The sequence below is a fragment of the Campylobacter sp. RM5004 genome, from assembly GCF_022369455.1.
Classification (GTDB): domain Bacteria; phylum Campylobacterota; class Campylobacteria; order Campylobacterales; family Campylobacteraceae; genus Campylobacter_E.
In genome coordinates this window covers 493,457-512,149 of sequence record NZ_CP059599.1, presented here as the reverse complement: position 1 = coordinate 512,149, position 18,693 = coordinate 493,457, and the positions used below count along the sequence as shown (strand labels likewise).

The following is an 18,693-nucleotide window of genomic DNA, read 5'->3' as shown; positions in this document are numbered from 1 at the left end:
AGGAGGATTTGTTATGCTAAAGCATTCAATTTGTGCTGTTTTGTGTATAGGATATGTCTATGCAGAAGCACCACATACTTTCGCACAAAGTGCAGCAGTTAAAGCATTTTTCGCTTATCAAGAAAAATCAGGACAATGCAATAATGGTTATAAAGAAGAAGGAGATTTTTGCTTAAAGCCAATTTATCGTGCAGGTAGTGGTAAATATAATAGTTGCACTATGAGTGAAGTTACCTATGGCACTGCAAGACAAGAAAAGTTAAATAATCCATTTTGCAGCAATACATTCTATAAACCAATAAAAAATCAAAACGAAAAAACTACGGTAAATGGAAGTGAATTAGTTTTTGGAAATGTTATTAAAAATAATGAAGGTATTTCTATTTTAAATGATGAAAATATTTATTTTGAAATGCACTTACTAAAAGATAATACGCAATTAATTCCTAATGTAAGCAAGCCTAGCGCTTGGTCAGCTAGAATGAATAAATTTGGTATTCACGGAAACATCATTAATTATGCTTATGATACTTTTAAGCCAGTTGCATACAATCATGATGGATTTAGCTATGCAGGAGATAGTGATAATCGTGGTTTAGGAAAACATTATTATGTATGGGGTTGGAGAGAAGCAAATAGATTAAGATTTAACCTAGTAGATAATTGGAAAAATTTCGTAAATATAAAAGCTTATGTAAAAAATGGAGAATTTAATTATTCAACAAGTCCAAAATTACATAAGGTAAATAATGAAAGTGATTTAAAAAATGACTTTAATTATGGTTTTACTTATTTAAATGAAGATATAGTAAAAAAATATAAAAACAAAAATAGAAACCTACTTGATACTGTAAAACACGCACCTGAGCTTATCACAAATACTAGAGAAGATTACAATATAGATAACTCAACTGCTACCTTTGCGATTAAAACCGTTAAGAATTGTAAGCAAGATATTTTATATGAAATTGATGTAAAAAGAATACAAATCAATGGAACTCAAACTTTCACAATCTATGATGTATATCAAGGAGAAGATGCTAGTATTTGTAAAAACGATCCTAAATGGTATGATTATTTTAAAAATAACAAAACCTGCACAGGCGATACAAACTGGGACAAAGTATCAGCACCAACAACCCCTGAGTCAAAAACAAAAGATTATACTCATAAACCAAGTCTTCCTTTTAAATTCTTTGCAATTCAAAAAGGAAATCCTAATGGGGTTGATTGTTTAGAAAATCAAAAAGCTGATATAACAAGTGCATTTATTTCTAAAGAAAATAGTTTTATCAATGATAAAATAACTTTTGAAGAACCAAAAAATGCTAATACAATTTATGCTTATATGAATGATGAAAATGTATATTTAAAGCTTGATTTTAATAAAATATCAGGCAATGCTTATAAGTCTAAAAAAGATCCTTTTGTAGCAAGTAATAATGCTTTAATTTCTTTAGATATAGGAAATAGAAGTGATTTTTCATACTATATTCAATATAATTGCGATAATTTTAACGATAGCAATTGTAAGTATAAAAAAATGACTAAACAAACATCATTAAGCCAGATAAATAACGGCTATTTAACTTACAAAGATTTATGCACCGAGCTAAAGAACAAAGGGCTTTCAACTTGCGACCCAAACGAAACTAGTAGGCAAAATGAAGTATTTTTTAAGTTTAATAACGCTCTTATTAATTTTGACAAAATAAACGCAGCTTCTAAAGATAAATCAAGAAGAGAATTTAAACTTAGATTTTATTCTTCACAAGGCAGCATAAACAACATAGGAACTGAATTAACTCATAGACCTATTATAGTAAGACCTGAATATTTTGAAAGCTATCAAAAAGCTTGCGATGTATTCTCTACTAATAATTGCGATTTTAATATACATGTAACAACTGATGAATTATTAGATAATTCTTCTTTATATATAAGTGAGTATAAATTTAAGGTTGATTATGGACATGGATATAGTTTTGATTTGCCATTAGATGATAGAAAGGTAAGCTTTTCAAATCCATTGATATTGAAAAATGGCGATAATATCACAAGAGCTCAAGCGATAATTCCTTTTGATACAGGTAATATTGGCTATATTATTTTTAAAGATGAGCATATAAAACACTTAGTAGAAAGCAAAGGCTATAAAGCAAGTGATATTTGTAGAGATACTACCTACCTTAGCAAAAACGAAGCAAACAAAAGAGTAGCAGGTATGATAGCTTGTCAAACTCCTATGAAAGATGAAATCAAAGTTATTCCAACAGGAGTAAATACTAAAATAATATTAAAAGATAATATTGACAAAGACGGAAGACAATCAGCAGTAATTACAAGCAATAAAACTAGCTCTGATTTTGCTTATAGTTTGTATCCTAAGTTAAACTCAAGTGCTAATAATCATCAAGTAGCAAAATATTATGATAATGATTTAAGTATTGAAATAAATCCTACTTTTGATGATGCAAGTATTGATATGAATGACTTTAATACTACGCTAAATACGCCTAGTTATAATAGAATAAGTAATGCAAGCATTACAAAAGATACAAATAAAATTATTGTAAATATCAATAAAAACGAGCTAAATTCTGCATTTAAGATTGTTTTGGATAGGTCTAAAAACTATTTAGATGCAAATTCTAATGCAACTACTAAGGATTTAATCAGTAAAGAAGCTATAAGAAATTATGAAAAATTAAATATCGTTGGAGTTAATAATAATAAACTAACTTATTCAAGCATAAGTCAAGCTAGCAAAAATAGCAAAATTGCTGAGAGTGAAGAAAATATGTATGAAATACCTATTAAACTAACTTACACTAAATTAAATCCTATGTTTACTCTAAAAGAAATTGAAATAAAATCAAATAATAAGAGTGTAGCTAATCTAGGAACTTCTAGCCTAGGATATGATAACAAAGGAATTAACTTTGTATATGCAAATCCTATTTTTAAAGATATTAAAGTAGAAGGCTCAAGCAGTGCAATACTTACAAAAGAACATGTAAGATTACATTATTTAAATAAAGGCAATAATTATGATGAGTTTAATTATGTAAATACTATGGATTTTTCAAGTAAAAATTGTCATATTAAACCATGCTATGTAGAAGGAAGTAGCAAAACAATTCCTGGCTTAGATGCTAATAATTTAATAAGCGATTATAATTTCTTAATTCAAAATCAAGCAGATGGAACTGTAAAAGTATCTTTAGACAAAAACATTCAGTATGTAAAAGATACTATTAGATGTATAGGTGGAGAATATAATTGCAATAGCACTTTTACTATTGAGTTTGTAAAATAAGGAGCTAAAAGCTCTTTATTTTGCTACAATATTTATTAATTATACAAGTTCAAGGACTTCCTATGAATAGCTATTTTAGTGATTTAAAGCAAGAGTTTTTAGGCTATAACAAAACAAAATTTTTTCAAGATTTAATGGCAGGCGCAACCGTTGCAGCAGTTGCCTTGCCACTCGCACTAGCTTTTGGGGTTAGTAGTGGAGCAAGTGCTGCATCAGGACTAATTACTGCTATTATTGCTGGATTTGTTATATCGTTATTTGGTGGTGCGTTTTATCAAATCTCAGGGCCAACAGGAGCAATGGCTGCGATTTTAATTAGCATATCAACTCAATATGGACTAAACGGAGTGTTTATTGCTACTATGATTGCAGGAATGTTTTTAATAATTGCAGGCTTATTTCACTTTGGGCGTGTGATTGCCTTTATTCCTATGCCTGTTATTACGGGTTTTACTTCAGGAATTGCTGTTGTTATTGCCTTGGGTCAAATTGATAATTTTTTGGGTGTTAAATCAAGTGGCACAACAACATTAGAAAGAGTTATAAACTATTTTAATAGCGATTTTAATCCTAATATAATTTCAATTTGCTTGTGTATTTTTGTGGTTTTATTTATGATATTTTATCCTAAAAAATATCAAAAATACGCCCCTGCATCATTAATTGCAATAATTTTAGCAACAATTATAAGCGTTATTTTTTCACTTGATATAGAGCGTATAGGAAGTATTCCTACAAATATATTTTTAGAAAATAGATTTAGCTTTAGTGATTTTGATATTTTGCATATTAAAGGACTTATAACTCCTGCAATTAGTATTGCTTTGCTTGGTATGATTGAAAGCTTATTGTGTGGTGCAAGTGGTGGTAGAATGGTTGGAATTAGGCTTAAATGCGATAGAGAATTAATAGCTCAAGGTTTAGGCAATTTAATAGTGCCTTTTTGCGGTGGCGTTCCTGCAACTGCTGCAATAGCTAGAACAAGTGTGGCTATTAAATCGGGCGCAGTTACAAGGCTTACAGGTATGTTTCATGCAATAATTCTACTAATTTCTATGCTAGTTTTAGCTCCTATTATGAGTAAAATTCCGCTAAGTGCATTAGCTGGTGTTTTGTTTATCACTGCTTTTAGAATGAATGAGTGGCATACTATTAGGTATTTTTTTAAAAAAAGATTTACAAGTGCTTTAATGCAATTTTTTGTAACTATGTTTGCTACAATTGTATTTGATTTAACAATAGCGATTTTAATAGGTGTGATTTTATCATTAATGCTTTTGGTAGTGCAGATTTCAAACCTTAGAATTAGATATGATTATTTTGATAGCGAGAAATTCACCGATTTAAACTCGCCATTTCCTAAGCGTATAAAACAAGCTGAAGTAATTTATATAATGGGTGCAATAATCTTTGCAAATACAGAAAAGATTTTAGAGCTTACAAGTAGATTAAACTATAAAACAGCTATTATTTTTTCAATGCGTGGAACATCTTATATGGATATTTCAGGAGCTAGCGCGTTCTTAGAAGTTATACAAACAATTCAAAAAAGAAAAATCCCAGTATTCATAGCAGGGGTTTCGCCTGATGTTAAAGAGATTATGAAAAGAAGTGGAATTGTTGATACAGTAGGCGAAGAGAACTTCTACTGGAGCGTTGAGATGACTATTAAATAAAATTAGGACTTAGGTTCTAATTTTATTAAAGAATTTGAAATAGGAATTTCAAAACTTGTTTTACTTTAATACAAAACAAAAATCTAACTAAACTCACATTATTTTTTTTGATTAGTTTTAAAAATAGTCTTACGAATGCTTTAATTATAATTCTAATTCCTATTTCAAATTCTTTTATTTTTAATACTTTTATATTTCTTCTTTTCTAGCTATTGTAAAGTTTGTTCCAAACCTATAATAATTATCAATAATTTTTGCTTAAACTTTTAAAGAATTTGAATTAGGAATTTGAAAATATTTTTAGATTCTGCACGAATTAAAAGTTTAATTTTAGTTTCATAATAATTTTTGTTTTACAAACAACCTAAGTAAAATCCAAACTAAAATTACATTTAGCTTTAAATACCTAAATTAAAAAACTAATTAAAACTTCACTCTCATTATTTTAAAATTAATCATTTTGATTAATTTTAAAATATTCTTACGAATGCTTAAATTACAATTCTAATTCCTATTTCAAATTCTTTTATTTTTAATACTTTTATATTTCTTCTTTTCTAAATCTTATAAAGTTTGTTCCAAGACTATAATTATTATCAATATTTTTATTCAAAATTTCAAAGAATTTAAATTAAGAATTTAAAAACAATATTTAGGGCTTATAAAACAGAAAACTAGGCAAATACACTCGCATTATTTTTTAAAATTAATCATTTTGATTAGTTTTAAATAGTCTTATTAGTGCTAAAAATAAAGTTAAAAGCTAATTCCTATTTCAAATTCTTTAAAAGTTTAAACAAAAACTATTGATAATCATTATAAGCTCGGAATAAACCACTCCAACCACTCCAACCACTCCAACCTAGCCTTAAATAAGAAAGTGTTAGAGTTAAAAATCATAAATATAAAAGTATTAAAAGCCTATGTTTAATTATTAAAAATAAAAAAATTATGAAATTAGAATTTGATTTTTAATTTATATAAGGTCTAAATATTGTTTTAAATTCCAAATTTAAATTCTTTTATTTTTAAACTTTAAATTCTTGCTTGGAGTTTTTTGGGTTTGGAAGATTTAGTAAAGTTTGGTTGGGTTGTTCCTAGAATATAATAATTATCAATAATTTTGCTTAAACTTTTAAAGAATTTAAAATAAGAATTTCAAACTCAATTTATTTTGGGTTTTAAAGAAATAAAAAAAGAATTTGAATTAGTAAATTCCTAATTCAAATTCCAAGATTTTAAGCCTTAAATTCATTAAGCTTTTTATTTAGCTTTTCAGTCATATCACTTAAATGTGTTGCAGCACCTGAAATCTCTTCAACACTTCTTAAGTTCTCGTTAGAAGATTGGCTAATCAAATCAACGCTTGAAATAATTTTATTTATCTCTTCTGTGCCATCTATATAATTTTGCACTATTAATTCACTATCAGAAATAACACTTCTCATAACATCGCTCATATCATTCATTTTATCTTGCGAAGTTCTTGCTATTTCTGTTAAGCCTTGCATTTGCTTAGAATTGTTATTCATTTGTTCGCTTGCATCTTTTATCTCTTGAACTATAACGCTTATTGTTGCATTTATCTCACTTAAACTTCTTTGCGTTCTTTCAGCAAGATTTCTAACTTCATCAGCAACTACGGCAAATCCACGCCCATGTTCACCTGCACGAGCTGCTTCAATCGCTGCATTTAAAGCTAAAAGGTTTGTTTGGTCTGCAATATCGTTTATGATTTCTAAAATACTTTTTACATTATCAGCTTCTTTGCTTAGATTATTCATTCTATGAGCAAGTTCATCTTCAACCGATGAAGATAAATCAATGCTTTTTCCAAGCTCTTCAATATTCTTTCTCATATCTTCAATTAAGCTTGTAGCATTTGTTAGCTCACTTTTACCTCTATTTGCTTGCTCTATGCCTTGCTCTAATTGTTTTTTAAAGCTTTCTCCTTTTTTAACAACGCCCATTACAACTTCTGAGCCCTCTTCTGCTCTTTTGCCTGTTTGCATACTTGTAAAGCCTAATTCGTTTGAAATTGATGCGTTTTCGTTTGAGATTTCTTTTGCTTGAATTATTAATTCTCTAACTTTATCTATAAATAGATTTATAGCCTTACTAGCTTGTGCTATTTCATCATTACCTTTTTCTTCTAGCTTTTTGGTTAAATCGCCATCACCTACGCTTAATTCTTTTGATTTATCGGTAAGTAATTTTAATGGTAAGCTTACATATTTATAGATTACAAAAGTAATAATAGTTAATATTATGATAGATAAAATCACGCTAAAACCTATGGTTTTCATACTTGTATTAGAAATGATTTCATCCATTGCTCTATCTATTTCTTTAATATCTTCTTCAGCTTGGTCTAAATCAACAACACTAACATAAATAAAATCTATATGCGGATCTTTTTTAGAATAAGTTACGATGTGCCTTATTTTATTACTTACTTCATCTTTAAATGCAAATTGAGTAAATCCACCGTTTTTTGCATTATTTATGATTTCTTGTAAATAATACTTGCCATCAACATCTTTATCATAAAAATAATTTTTGCCTACTTTTTCCTTATGATAATGTGATATAAAATCGCCTTTTGAGTTTGTGATTAGAAAATTAACTGTCTTGTTTTGTAAGTCAATATTTGATAAAAATATCTTCATACTTCTTTCGTATTCATTAATATCATAGCCATCTTTTGCAAAATCTGTATAAATTTCGCTTGACATAGATATGGTAAGACTTACAGCAGAAATAGCAGTTTTTTTCGCATCTTCTAGTGATATTTTATTTAAACTTTCGTTTGAAAATGTATTGATTTTTTCCATTGAATTTAAGTTCAAAATAATAATACTAGAACATAAAAGCACTAAGCCAACTAAAACAGATAAGATAATTCGTGTAGTAATCTTCATTTTCCCTCCGAGATAATACCCCCCCCCATTGAACTAGTATTATTGAAGCAAGAGAGTTAAAATAAAGTTCAATACTAACTAAATAAACTTTAATAAGTCTTAATTATTAATTAAAATAATTTTTAAAAAATTTAAAATATATAATATTTTTATAATTAAAATCTCTAAAATTATTAATATATAGCTAAATTAGGATTTTAATATGTAGTATTAAAAAAGTTAAATTGATAAAGAATTTGAATTCGGAAATTAAAATATTTTATGACTTGAAATTTTTGTATTATGAATTATTTTAAATTACTTTTATGGGTTTTTATTACTTGATTTTATAATGTTTGTAGACTTTGCTTGTGTAGAAAATAGGCATTTGTTATTAAAAATAAAGATTAAAAATATTTATATTTCTTATAAGAGTTAAATATTTTATGTATTTATAATCATTATCATTACTACAAGTAACCCAAGTAACCCAAGTAACCCAAGTAACCCAAGTAACCCAAGTAACCCAAGTAACCCAAGTAACCCAAGTAACCCAAGTAACCCAAGTAACCCAAGTAACCCAAGTAACCCAAGTAACCCAAGTAACCCAAGTAACCCAAGTAACCCAAGTAACCCAAGTAACCCAAGTAACCCAAGTAACCCAAGTAAGTAAAGTAAGTAAAGTAAGTAAAGTAAGTAAAGTAAGTAAAGTAAACCTAAAGAGCCGAAAGTAACTTCAGTAATTTAAATTGCTAAAACACAATAGCAAATAAAATAGCTAAATTATTTGCCTTAAATACTTCTAACTTTATTTAAAATATATTCGGCAAATTCATCACTATCATTAGGGCATTTACATACAGCATATTCACCCTTATATTGATGCCTATATTCTATATCAAGCTCAAGCACGGTTTCAGAGCAATCAATACAAAACGATAAAGGAAATATCAAAACACTTTTATTATCTAGTGTGTTTAATTCATCGCTTAAAGCAGGTTCAAGCCATTTTACAGGGCCTAGTTTTGATTGATATGCAAGTCTAATTTCTTTAAATTTATCTTTAAAATGATTTTTTAAAATCTCAAAGTGTGCCTTAATATGCTCTTCATATAAATCACCATTTTTAATAGTCTTTATAGGTAAAGAATGTGCTGAAATTATCAAAATATCTGCTTGTTTTTGCTTATTAATTTCATTTATTAAAATATCATTATAAGCTTTATCTTCATAAAAATACTTAACTTCTTTTACCTTGTCTTTTCGTTTAAAATGTTTATAAAAATCTTGCAAAGAAGAAGTTGTAGTAGTTATAGAATGATGTGGATACAAAGGAAATAATATAATCTCATCATCTTCTTTAAAATCATATTTTGCTAAAACTTCACTTGCAAAAGGCGGAACATAAGTAGAAATAAAATCAAATTTAAATTCGTTTTGCATTGTGTTTAATTTATCACAAAGAGATTTTTGGATTTGAGTAAGCGGACTTTTTTCGCCGATTTTTTTATAATTTTCTTTCATTTGCTTTATACGAGATTTTCTTATCATAAAAGCAACAAAACTTCTAAGTAATTTTGATTTAATACCTAAGATATTTGGGTCGTTAAACATATTTTTTAAAAATACATCACACTCACTAAGCTGATTTACTCCACCCATATTAAGTAAAAATACATATTTCATTATTAATTCCTAATTTTATTCAAGCTAATTTGCTTGAATAAAATCATTTATCTTCGCTATAAGAACCTAGCTTTAAGATTTTTTGCATTCTCTTTGCAACTAACTCATCTACATTTAATAGCTTTAGCTCTTCAATTTTTTCTAAGATATAGTTTTGAATATTATTTGCTGTTTGTTCTTTATTTCTATGAGCAATTCCTTCTTCAATAATATCATCAATCAAGCCTTGCTCTAATAAATCATCTGCACTAATTTTCATAGCTTTTGTTGCAGCTTCACTCTTGCTTGGGTCATTCCATAAAATAGCTGCACAACCTTCAGGAGAAATTACCGAAAATACTGAGTTTTTAAGCATTGCAAGTTTATCGGCAACACCTAAAGCTAAAGCTCCACCACTTCCACCTTCTCCTATAACTATTGAAATTATTATAGTTTTTAATGCACTTAATTCATAAAGATTTGTAGCAATTGCTTCGCTTTGTCCTCTTTCTTCAGCACCTACACCAGGATATGCACCTGGAGTATCTACTAAAAATACGATAGGAATTCTAAATTTCTCAGCCATTCTAGCAAATCTTAAAACCTTACGATATCCTTCAGGATGTGGCATACCAAAGTTTCTGTGAAGTTTATACTTAGTTCCACGACCTTTTTGCTCTCCGATAAGCATTACTTTTTGCTCTCCGATATATCCTGCATAACAAACTATCGCAGGATCATCTCTGAAAGCTCTATCGCCATGCAATTCATGAGCATTTTTTAATAAAATTCTAACATAATCAAGAGAATAAGGGCGATCTGGATGTCTAGCTAATTGTAATTTCTGAAAATCACTTAAATTCTTATAAGTTTTAGTTAATTCCTTTTCTAAATTCTTTTTAAGAATTTTAACTGCTTCTATATCGCCTTTTATATTAGCATTTACTATATCTTCATCAAGTTGCTGAATGTTTTTTTCAAAATCTAAATAAGCTGCCATTTTTATTAATCCAATTTTCTAAAAATTACCGATGCATTTGTTCCACCAAAACCAAATGAGTTACTCATTGCAGTTTTAATCTCACATTTTCTAGCTACATTTGGAACATAGTCTAAATCGCAATCAGGATCAGGATTTTTGTAATTAATTGTTGGAGGAATTATTCCATCTCTCATAGCCATTAGACAAATTACTGCTTCAATCGCACCAGCTGCACCTAAACAATGTCCTGTTTGTCCTTTTGTTGAACTTACTAAAGGCATATCATCTTTAAATAGTTCTTTCATAGCTGCTGTTTCATTTTTATCATTTGCAGGAGTTGAAGTTCCGTGAGCGTTGATATAATCAATTTTGATTTTATCTTTTCCACACTCAAAACCTTTTGCCATACACAATGCTTTTTTCATAGCTCTTAATGGACCATCTAATGCTGGTGAAGTTATATGATTTGCATCTGCACTCTCACCAAATCCTATAAGCTCAGCATAAATTGTAGCACCTCTTTTGATAGCATCTTCATACTCTTCTAAAACTAAAGCAGCCGCACCTTCTCCCATAACAAAGCCATCTCTACTAGCATCAAATGGGCTACTTGCACTCTCTGGTGTATCATTTTTAGTTGATAATGCTTTCATAGAAGCAAAACCGCCAATTCCAACTGGACAAATAGCTGATTCTGCACCAATTACTAGCATTTTTTTAGCTTGGTTACAAACGATTGTCTTATAAGCCTCTCCTAAAGCATGAGTTCCTGCAGCACATGCAGTTACACAAGATAAATTAGGACCTTTTAATTTATACTCAATAGACGCCATTCCCCCTAGCATATTCACTAGAGCTGAAGGTATGAAAAAAGGCGAAATTCTGCTTGCGCCCTTTTGCAAACATACATTAGAATTCTTCTCAATATTAGGTAATCCACCAATACCTGCAGCACTAACTACTCCAAATTCATCTAAGTCAATATCATTTATAACGCCATCAACCATATTAAATTTAGCATCATTTATAGCTTCTTTTGCTGCGTGCAGACCTAATTGTATAAATCTATCAGCTTTTTTTACATCTTTTGCATTTAAAACTGTTAAAGGATCAAATCCTTTTACTTCTGCGGCAATTTTTACACTAGAATCGCTAGTATCAAAAAGAGTAATTTCTCCAACACCGCTTTTTCCATCACAAATCGCCTTAAACGAACTTTCTTTATCAAGCCCAAGGGCATTTATCATACCAATGCCAGTTACAACTACTCTTCTCAATTTAAATCCTTATTGTTTTTTTGCTTCAATATATTTTACGATATCATCAACTGTTGCGATTTTTTGACCATCTTCATCAGGAATTGAAATATCAAATTTCTCTTCTAAAGCCATAATTAATTCAACTACGTCAAGTGAATCAGCACCTAAATCTTCAATAATTTTTGCATCAGGTGTAATGCTAGCTTCATCAGCTCCTAACTCTTCTACGATAACTTTTTTAACATCTTCAAAAATAGACATTGTTTTCTCCTAAAATAAAATTAAACAAGTATTCTTACAAAAAAGTGTAAATAAATTACACATACATTCCGCCATTAACCTTTAAAATCTCGCCTGTTATATAGCTTGAATAATCACTTAATAAAAACGCTACTGCATTTGCAACTTCGCTAGGTTTTCCAAATCTTGCAAGTGGAATTGCCTTATAATAAGTTTGCTTGATTTCATCGCTTAAAACATCAGTCATATCGCTTTCAATAAAGCCTGGAGTAATTGCATTAAAGCGAATGTTTCTACTAGCACATTCTTTTGCATAAGATTTTGTCATAGCAATAACGCCACCTTTACTAGCTGAGTAATTTACTTGACCTGCATTACCCATTTCACCAACAACTGAGCTAATATTTACAACCGAGCCAAAGCGTTTTTTACTCATTACTTTAAACGCTTCTTTACAACCTATAAAAGTTGAGTTTAAATTAGCTTTAATAACATCGTTAAAGTCTTCTTCGCTCATTCTTAATACTAATTTATCTTTAGTAATTCCTGCGTTATTTACTAAATAGCTTAATTCTCCATCGCAATCAACAATTGTTTTTATAGCATCACTAAATGCAGCGTCATCACTTGCATCAAAACAAATAATCGCAGCTTTACCGCCGTTTTGTTCAATTTCCGATTTTAAATTCTCTGCAAGTTCTGGTTTTGAGCGATAGTTTATCCATACTTTTAGACCAAAACCAGCTAAAACTCTAGCAATTTCAGCACCAATTCCTTTTGATGCACCTGTAATTAATACGTTTTTTCCACTAAATTGCATATTTTCTCCTAATCTTTAATAATAATTTCTGAATGATTTTTTTCTAAAAAATTATCTTCATAATCTTTTAAATCTTTTTGAAAATTCTTTGATTTTCTAATGACTAGAGCATAATACAATATTAAAGAAAACAAAATAATTAAAGCACAAATCATATAAATGTTTGAATGTCCGTATTTTGGCTCAATTAAACCTAATAAATATGGACTTACTCCCATACCAACATCTAAGGCTATAAAAAAGGTTGAATTAGCAAGACCCAATTTCTTCTTAGGTGCTAATTTTATTGCAAGTGATTGAAGGCTTGAAGTTGCATTTCCATATCCTAAAGCACAAAAAATAGCCGATAAATACATCATAAAAGGATTATTAACATAAGCTAATATCGCAAAACTTGCAACAAAAAACAATAAAGATGGAACTATTACATAATTTGCACCGATTTTATCAAATACTTTTCCTGAAATCGGTCTTGAAAATACCGAAACACAAGCATAAATAATAAAAAATACCGAACCAGCCTTGATTAAGTCAAGCTCTTTTGAATATGAACTTATAAAAGCTAATATCGCACCATAAGTAAAACCTAAGCAAAACACAACATAAGCTACACCTAAAACTGATTTTTCAATATAATTAAATATAGAAAAAGATTTTTTAACATTATGAATATTATGCTTTTTAAAACGCTTTACCTTTATTAATATACTTGAAATTAAGGCTAAAAATATAGTAGATAAAGATATAATAAAACATAAATCAAACTTATTTAAACCAACCAAATAAACAGCTAAAAATGGACCTATTGCTGAGCTTAATACCACGCTAATTGCATAATAACCTATTCCAACACCTCTTTTATTGCTAGGCACAAGTCTTGCAACCGCAGCCCCGCAAGCACAAGAGCAAATCCCATAAAAAATCCCTGCAAAAAATCTAGCTACTATTAATTCAATATTAGTTGATAAAAACAAATAATATAAATTAGGTATAAAATAAAGCAATGTGCTTATAATCATAACTTTTTTTATGTTTATATTATCAATAATTGAGCCAAAATAAAGCCTTGAAAGCAAAGCTCCAATTACGAAAATACCATTTGCAAGTCCTGCCATTGAAGTGCTAGAATTAAGAACACTTTTAGCAAAATCAGTGCTTGCAACGGTGCTTATGTAAAATACTAAACAAATTACAAAATTGATAATAAAAACACAAATAAAGTTCTTGTTCCAAATATTATACTTTTTGGATAATCCCATGAAAACTCCTTATAATTTTTTATTGATTTTATCAAGTATATTTATAAACATTCCAAATTCAGCATAATCTAAATCCATGCTAACTTGCTTTTCATATTCGCTTATTAATAAATGTGCATCAAAATATAATTCTTTGCCTTTTAAACTAAGTGAAATTATCTTTTCTCTTTTATCGCTTGAGCTTGAATACTCAATATATTCAAGGTTTTCAAGTTTTTTGCAAACCCTTGAAACAAGTGCTTTATCCATTTGATAAAACTCACAAATTTCACTAAGACTTGCACTCTTAGTAGAACTAAGATAAGCAAATACTCTCCAATCAGTTGCATTTACATTAAATGGCTTTAAAATTTCATTTAATTTACTTACTATTTTTCTGTTTGCATAAGTGATTTTCTTAAAAAACATAAATATTCCTAATGGTTGATAAAGTCAATTAAGTGAGATTTTATATTTTCTTTTTTAATTTGTCAATACAATTAGCTTTAATTTGCTAAGCTTAAAATAAAAAAGGAAGTAAAATGATTATATTTTTTGATTTAGATGGAACTTTAATTGACTCAACTCAACCTATTATCACAAGTCTTAGAAAGGCTTTAGAAAGCTATGATTTTAAATTAAGCGATGAGTATATTAAGTCTTTAATAGGAATGTCTACTGAAGGAATGTTTGAAACAATTGGAGTTTCAAAAGATAAGGTAACTGATATTGTTAAATTATATAGACAAAATTATAAGCTTTATTATAAAGATGGAACAAGTCTTTTAGAAGGTGCAAAAGAAGCTGTAAAACTAGCTAGCAAACATGCAAAAGTAGGATTAGTTACTACAAAATCTGTTTATTTTGCTAAAGAAATTTTAAAAGATTTTGATATGTTTGATGATTTTAGCGTTGTTGTAGGCGGAGATGAAGTTAAATATTGTAAGCCAAATCCTGAGCCAATATATAAAGCTCTTAGCCGCTTAAAAGGCTCTGAAATGCTTGAAATTAGTGAGCTTAAAAAAGAATTTGATTTTAGTAAAATCTATATGATAGGAGATACACTAAATGATACTGAAGCTGCTAAGGCTGCTGGGGTGAATGCTTATGTAACTTTATTTGAATATACAGATATGAATACACTTAAGCAAAGCTGCGATAAAATATTTAAAACCCCACTTGAATGCGTTCAAGATATTTTAAAATAATCCTAATTCCTAATTCAAATTCCAAGATTTTTTTAAAGAATTTGAATTAGGAAAATACTTTAAACATTTGCCTTTAATTATGTATATCAAAAATATCAAGCAAAGTTGTCGTAACTTCTTCTATACTTTTATTTGTGATATTTAAAAAAGGAATATTGTTTATTCTCATTAAAAATTCTGCGTTTTTAACTTCATTTTTACAATTAATTAAGCTTGAATAATTTGAATTAGGCATTCTTTCGTTTCTAATCTCGCTTAAGCGATAAGCATCAATACTAAGCCCAAATAATTTATGCTTATAAGGAAGCAAAGCACTAGGCAAAGCACAAGCCTTAAAATCATCAGGAGTTAATGGATAATTTGCAACCTTAATTCCATATTGCATAGCAAGATAAAGGCTAGTTGGCGTTTTTGCCGACCTTGAAACGCCTATTAAAATAATTTGAGCATTATCTAAGGCATATACAAATTGTCCATCATCATGCTCAAGAGTAAAATTAATAGCTTCAATTCTATTTTGATAGTTTTTATTACTTGAATGCGATAAGCCATATCTAATGCTAGGTTTTACATTTAATTTATTTGAAATTAAGCTAACAAAAGGCTCTAATAAATCTATAAAAACACAATTTGAGTTTTTAATATGTTTTGCGATATTTTCATTTATTAAAGTGCTAAATGCCAAAGGAATATCATTAATTGCTAATTCATTTATTTTTTCGGCTACTTTTAAAGCTTTTTCTTCTGTATTAATAAAAGGCTCTCTAATCTGAACGAATTCGTATTCTTCTTCAAATTGAGCTAAAACCGAATGCGCAAAAGTCTCAGCCGTAATTCCCGTGCCATCACTTATAAAAAATACAATTTTCTTTTTTATCATTAGCTTATCCTTACTTGTTAAAATAAAATGATTTTAACAAAAAGGAGTGTGGTTATGGAATATGTTATAGCTTTTTCTAAGCTTAGAATGAGTGATGTAGAAATTGTTGGCGGCAAGAATGCTAGCTTAGGAGAAATGATTTCAAATCTTAGCGGAAGTGGTGTTCGTGTGCCTGATGGCTTTGCAACTACTGCTAAAGCTTTTAAAGATTTTTTAGCTTATAATAATTTAGATGAGATTATTAATAATGAGCTTAAAAACTTAAATCCTGATGATTTAAATGCCCTTGCAAAAAGTGGAGAAAAGATTAGAAATTTAATAACTAAAGCTAATTTTCAACCTTTATTTTTAGAACAAATCAAAAAGTTTTATAAAGAATTAGATAGCGATGGTTTAGGAACTTTTGCCGTTCGCTCATCTGCTACGGCTGAAGATTTGCCTGATGCTTCTTTTGCTGGACAGCAAGAAACATTTTTAAATGTAAGCGGAATTGATGATGTATTAGACAAAATCCGTTTGGTTTTTGCATCACTTTATAATGATAGAGCGATTTCTTATAGAGTTCATAAGGGCTTTTCTCATTTTGATGTAGCACTAAGTGCAGGTATTCAAAGAATGGTAAGAAGTGATAAGGGTAGCTCTGGTGTTATGTTTAGCTTAGATACTGAGAGTGGATTTAGTGATGTTGTATTTATAACTTCATCGTATGGTCTTGGCGAATGTGTAGTGCAAGGTGCTGTAAATCCTGATGAATTTTATGTATCAAAAACTTGCCTAAAAATGGGTCGCAAAGCAATAATTTCAAAAAAAATCGGCTCAAAACTTATAAAAATGGAGTTTAAAGAAGAAAGAAAATTAGGCGAAAACGCTGTAAAAGTCGTAGATGTTGAAAAACACTTACAAGATAGATTTAGCCTAAACGATGAACAAATAAACGAACTTGCAAAATACGCTCTAATAATAGAAGAACACTATAAAAGACCTATGGATATTGAATGGGGGCTTGACGCAATAGATAATAAAATCTATATTTTACAAGCAAGACCTGAAACCGTGCAATCACAAAAGAAAAAAGATGTAAGCTATGAGCTAAAAGAAGAATCAAAAGTATTAATAACAGGTAGAGCAATAGGTCAAAAAGTAAGTGTCGGAGTAGTTAAGGTAATAAATGATATAAGCGAGATTAATCTAGTAAATGATGGAGATGTAATAGTAACTGATATGACTGATCCAAACTGGGAACCTGTAATGAAAAAGGCTGCAGCTATTGTTACAAATAGGGGTGGTAGGACTTGTCATGCGGCAATTATTGCAAGAGAATTAGGAATTGGTGCAGTTGTTGGCACTGGCAATGCTACAAGCGTATTAAAAAATGGTGAAATTGTAAGTGTAAGTTGCGTGCATGGAGATGAAGGTAGGATTTATGAAGGCGCTTTAAAATACGAAATAAAAGAGCAAGAAGAAATTGAAGTTAAAAATTGTGATGTAAAAATTATGATGAATATAGGAAATCCTGCTCTAGCCTTTAAATTCGCTCAAATACCAAATGATGGGGTAGGACTTGCTAGACTTGAGTTTATTATAAATAATCACATAGGAATTCATCCAAATGCTATTTTAGATTATGACAAAATAGATAATGAATTAAGAGCTAAGATTGATAATGCTATGAAAGGTTATTTAAATCCTAAAAGCTTTTTTGTAGAAAAATTAGCTGAAGGTATTGCTACAATTGCAGCTGCTTTTTATCCTAAGCCTGTGATTATTAGATTAAGTGATTTTAAAACTAATGAATATAGAAAATTATTAGGCGGAGAGCTTTACGAAATGCACGAAGAAAATCCTATGCTAGGATTTAGAGGTGCAAGTAGATATTTAGCACCTAATTTTGCTAAATGCTTTAAGCTTGAATGCGAAGCTTTAAAAATCGCAAGAGATGAAATGGGTCTAACAAATATTGAAATTATGGTGCCATTTGTAAGAACTCTTTCTCAAGCAAACTCAGTTATCAATCTCTTAGCAAAAAACGGCTTAAAGCGTGGAGAAAAAGGCTTGAGAGTTATTATGATGTGCGAAGTTCCATCTAATGCTATTTTATGCGATGAGTTTTTAGAATTTTTTGATGGCTTTAGTATAGGAAGCAATGATTTAACCCAGCTTACTTTAGGGCTTGATAGAGATAGTGGAATGGATATTTTAGTAGCTGATTTTGATGAAAGAGATGAAGCTGTTTTATTTATGATAGAAAGAGCGATTAATGCATGCAAAAAAGCAGGTAAATATGTAGGTATTTGCGGACAAGGTCCAAGCGATCATATAGATTTAGCAATTTGGCTAAAACAAAAAGAAATAAGCTCAATGTCGCTTAATCCTGATAGTGTGATTTCTACATATAAACGCTTAATGAGTATGTAAAAAGAATTTGAATTAGGTTAAATTCCTAATTCAAATTCCACATTTTTTTCAAAGAATTACGAAATAGGAATTACAAATATTTATTAAAACA

General features: G+C 29.2%; 13 protein-coding genes. 4 read left to right on the top strand and 9 right to left on the bottom strand.

Features of this window, described 5'->3' with window-relative positions:
- Nucleotides 1-13 precede the first annotated feature (13 nt).
- Complete coding sequence (locus tag AVANS_RS02570; protein WP_239818096.1) at nucleotides 14-3,319, top strand: hypothetical protein; 3,306 nt, start codon at nucleotides 14-16, stop codon at nucleotides 3,317-3,319.
- A gap of 62 nt (nucleotides 3,320-3,381) precedes the next feature.
- Nucleotides 3,382-4,995: a SulP family inorganic anion transporter gene (locus AVANS_RS02565; protein WP_239818095.1), complete on the top strand. Its 1,614-nt coding sequence runs from the start codon at nucleotides 3,382-3,384 to the stop codon at nucleotides 4,993-4,995.
- A gap of 1,238 nt (nucleotides 4,996-6,233) precedes the next feature.
- On the opposite strand, the gene AVANS_RS02560 is transcribed toward AVANS_RS02565, so the two are convergent.
- From AVANS_RS02560 to AVANS_RS02525, 8 genes are all read right to left on the bottom strand, one after another.
- Nucleotides 6,234-7,916, bottom strand: a complete 1,683-nt coding sequence (locus AVANS_RS02560) for a methyl-accepting chemotaxis protein (protein WP_239818094.1) — start codon at nucleotides 7,914-7,916, stop codon at nucleotides 6,234-6,236.
- A 771-nt stretch (nucleotides 7,917-8,687) separates the two neighbouring features.
- A complete protein-coding gene (hemH, locus tag AVANS_RS02555; RefSeq protein WP_239818093.1) occupies nucleotides 8,688-9,581 on the bottom strand; it encodes a ferrochelatase in 894 nt (297 codons plus the stop codon).
- A 43-nt stretch (nucleotides 9,582-9,624) separates the two neighbouring features.
- A complete protein-coding gene (locus AVANS_RS02550; RefSeq protein ID WP_239818092.1) occupies nucleotides 9,625-10,560 on the bottom strand; it encodes an acetyl-CoA carboxylase carboxyltransferase subunit alpha in 936 nt (311 codons plus the stop codon).
- A 5-nt stretch (nucleotides 10,561-10,565) separates the two neighbouring features.
- Nucleotides 10,566-11,819 carry a beta-ketoacyl-ACP synthase II gene (locus tag AVANS_RS02545; protein ID WP_239818091.1) on the bottom strand — a complete coding sequence of 418 codons (1,254 nt, stop codon included), beginning with the start codon at nucleotides 11,817-11,819 and terminating at the stop codon, nucleotides 10,566-10,568.
- A gap of 9 nt (nucleotides 11,820-11,828) precedes the next feature.
- A complete protein-coding gene (acpP, locus tag AVANS_RS02540; RefSeq protein WP_239818090.1) occupies nucleotides 11,829-12,062 on the bottom strand; it encodes an acyl carrier protein in 234 nt (77 codons plus the stop codon).
- A gap of 55 nt (nucleotides 12,063-12,117) precedes the next feature.
- On the bottom strand, nucleotides 12,118-12,861 hold the full coding sequence (gene fabG / locus AVANS_RS02535; RefSeq protein ID WP_239818089.1) for a 3-oxoacyl-ACP reductase FabG: 744 nt from the start codon (nucleotides 12,859-12,861) through the stop codon (nucleotides 12,118-12,120).
- Between the two features lie 8 nt (nucleotides 12,862-12,869).
- Entirely contained in the window at nucleotides 12,870-14,120 is a 1,251-nt protein-coding gene (locus AVANS_RS02530; RefSeq protein ID WP_239818088.1) for an MFS transporter, read from the bottom strand.
- 9 nt (nucleotides 14,121-14,129) lie between these two features.
- A complete protein-coding gene (locus AVANS_RS02525; RefSeq protein WP_239818087.1) occupies nucleotides 14,130-14,528 on the bottom strand; it encodes a MarR family transcriptional regulator in 399 nt (132 codons plus the stop codon).
- Nucleotides 14,529-14,641: 113 nt separating this feature from the next.
- Here AVANS_RS02525 and AVANS_RS02520 point away from each other — a divergent pair, with 113 nt between their 5' ends.
- Nucleotides 14,642-15,307, top strand: a complete 666-nt coding sequence (locus AVANS_RS02520; RefSeq protein ID WP_239818086.1) for an HAD family hydrolase — start codon at nucleotides 14,642-14,644, stop codon at nucleotides 15,305-15,307.
- 73 nt (nucleotides 15,308-15,380) lie between these two features.
- Here the strand turns inward: AVANS_RS02520 and AVANS_RS02515 are convergent, their stop codons facing one another.
- Nucleotides 15,381-16,187, bottom strand: a complete 807-nt coding sequence (locus AVANS_RS02515; protein ID WP_239818085.1) for a pyruvate, water dikinase regulatory protein — start codon at nucleotides 16,185-16,187, stop codon at nucleotides 15,381-15,383.
- Nucleotides 16,188-16,241: 54 nt separating this feature from the next.
- Between AVANS_RS02515 and ppsA the strand changes: the two genes are divergently transcribed.
- Nucleotides 16,242-18,602, top strand: a complete 2,361-nt coding sequence (gene ppsA, locus AVANS_RS02510) for a phosphoenolpyruvate synthase (protein ID WP_239818084.1) — start codon at nucleotides 16,242-16,244, stop codon at nucleotides 18,600-18,602.
- Nucleotides 18,603-18,693 lie beyond the last annotated feature (91 nt).

What these genes read in the sequence shown, in the direction of transcription:
- AVANS_RS02570 (WP_239818096.1), top strand. Translation starts at nt 14, where the DNA reads ATGCTAAAGCATTCAATTTGTGCTGTTTTGTGTATAGGATATGTCTAT.
- AVANS_RS02565 (WP_239818095.1), top strand. Translation starts at nt 3,382, where the DNA reads ATGAATAGCTATTTTAGTGATTTAAAGCAAGAGTTTTTAGGCTATAAC.
- AVANS_RS02560 (WP_239818094.1), bottom strand. Translation starts at nt 7,916, where the DNA reads ATGAAGATTACTACACGAATTATCTTATCTGTTTTAGTTGGCTTAGTG.
- hemH (WP_239818093.1), bottom strand. Translation starts at nt 9,581, where the DNA reads ATGAAATATGTATTTTTACTTAATATGGGTGGAGTAAATCAGCTTAGT.
- AVANS_RS02550 (WP_239818092.1), bottom strand. Translation starts at nt 10,560, where the DNA reads ATGGCAGCTTATTTAGATTTTGAAAAAAACATTCAGCAACTTGATGAA.
- acpP (WP_239818090.1), bottom strand. Translation starts at nt 12,062, where the DNA reads ATGTCTATTTTTGAAGATGTTAAAAAAGTTATCGTAGAAGAGTTAGGA.
- fabG (WP_239818089.1), bottom strand. Translation starts at nt 12,861, where the DNA reads ATGCAATTTAGTGGAAAAAACGTATTAATTACAGGTGCATCAAAAGGA.
- AVANS_RS02530 (WP_239818088.1), bottom strand. Translation starts at nt 14,120, where the DNA reads ATGGGATTATCCAAAAAGTATAATATTTGGAACAAGAACTTTATTTGT.
- AVANS_RS02525 (WP_239818087.1), bottom strand. Translation starts at nt 14,528, where the DNA reads ATGTTTTTTAAGAAAATCACTTATGCAAACAGAAAAATAGTAAGTAAA.
- AVANS_RS02520 (WP_239818086.1), top strand. Translation starts at nt 14,642, where the DNA reads ATGATTATATTTTTTGATTTAGATGGAACTTTAATTGACTCAACTCAA.
- AVANS_RS02515 (WP_239818085.1), bottom strand. Translation starts at nt 16,187, where the DNA reads ATGATAAAAAAGAAAATTGTATTTTTTATAAGTGATGGCACGGGAATT.
- ppsA (WP_239818084.1), top strand. Translation starts at nt 16,242, where the DNA reads ATGGAATATGTTATAGCTTTTTCTAAGCTTAGAATGAGTGATGTAGAA.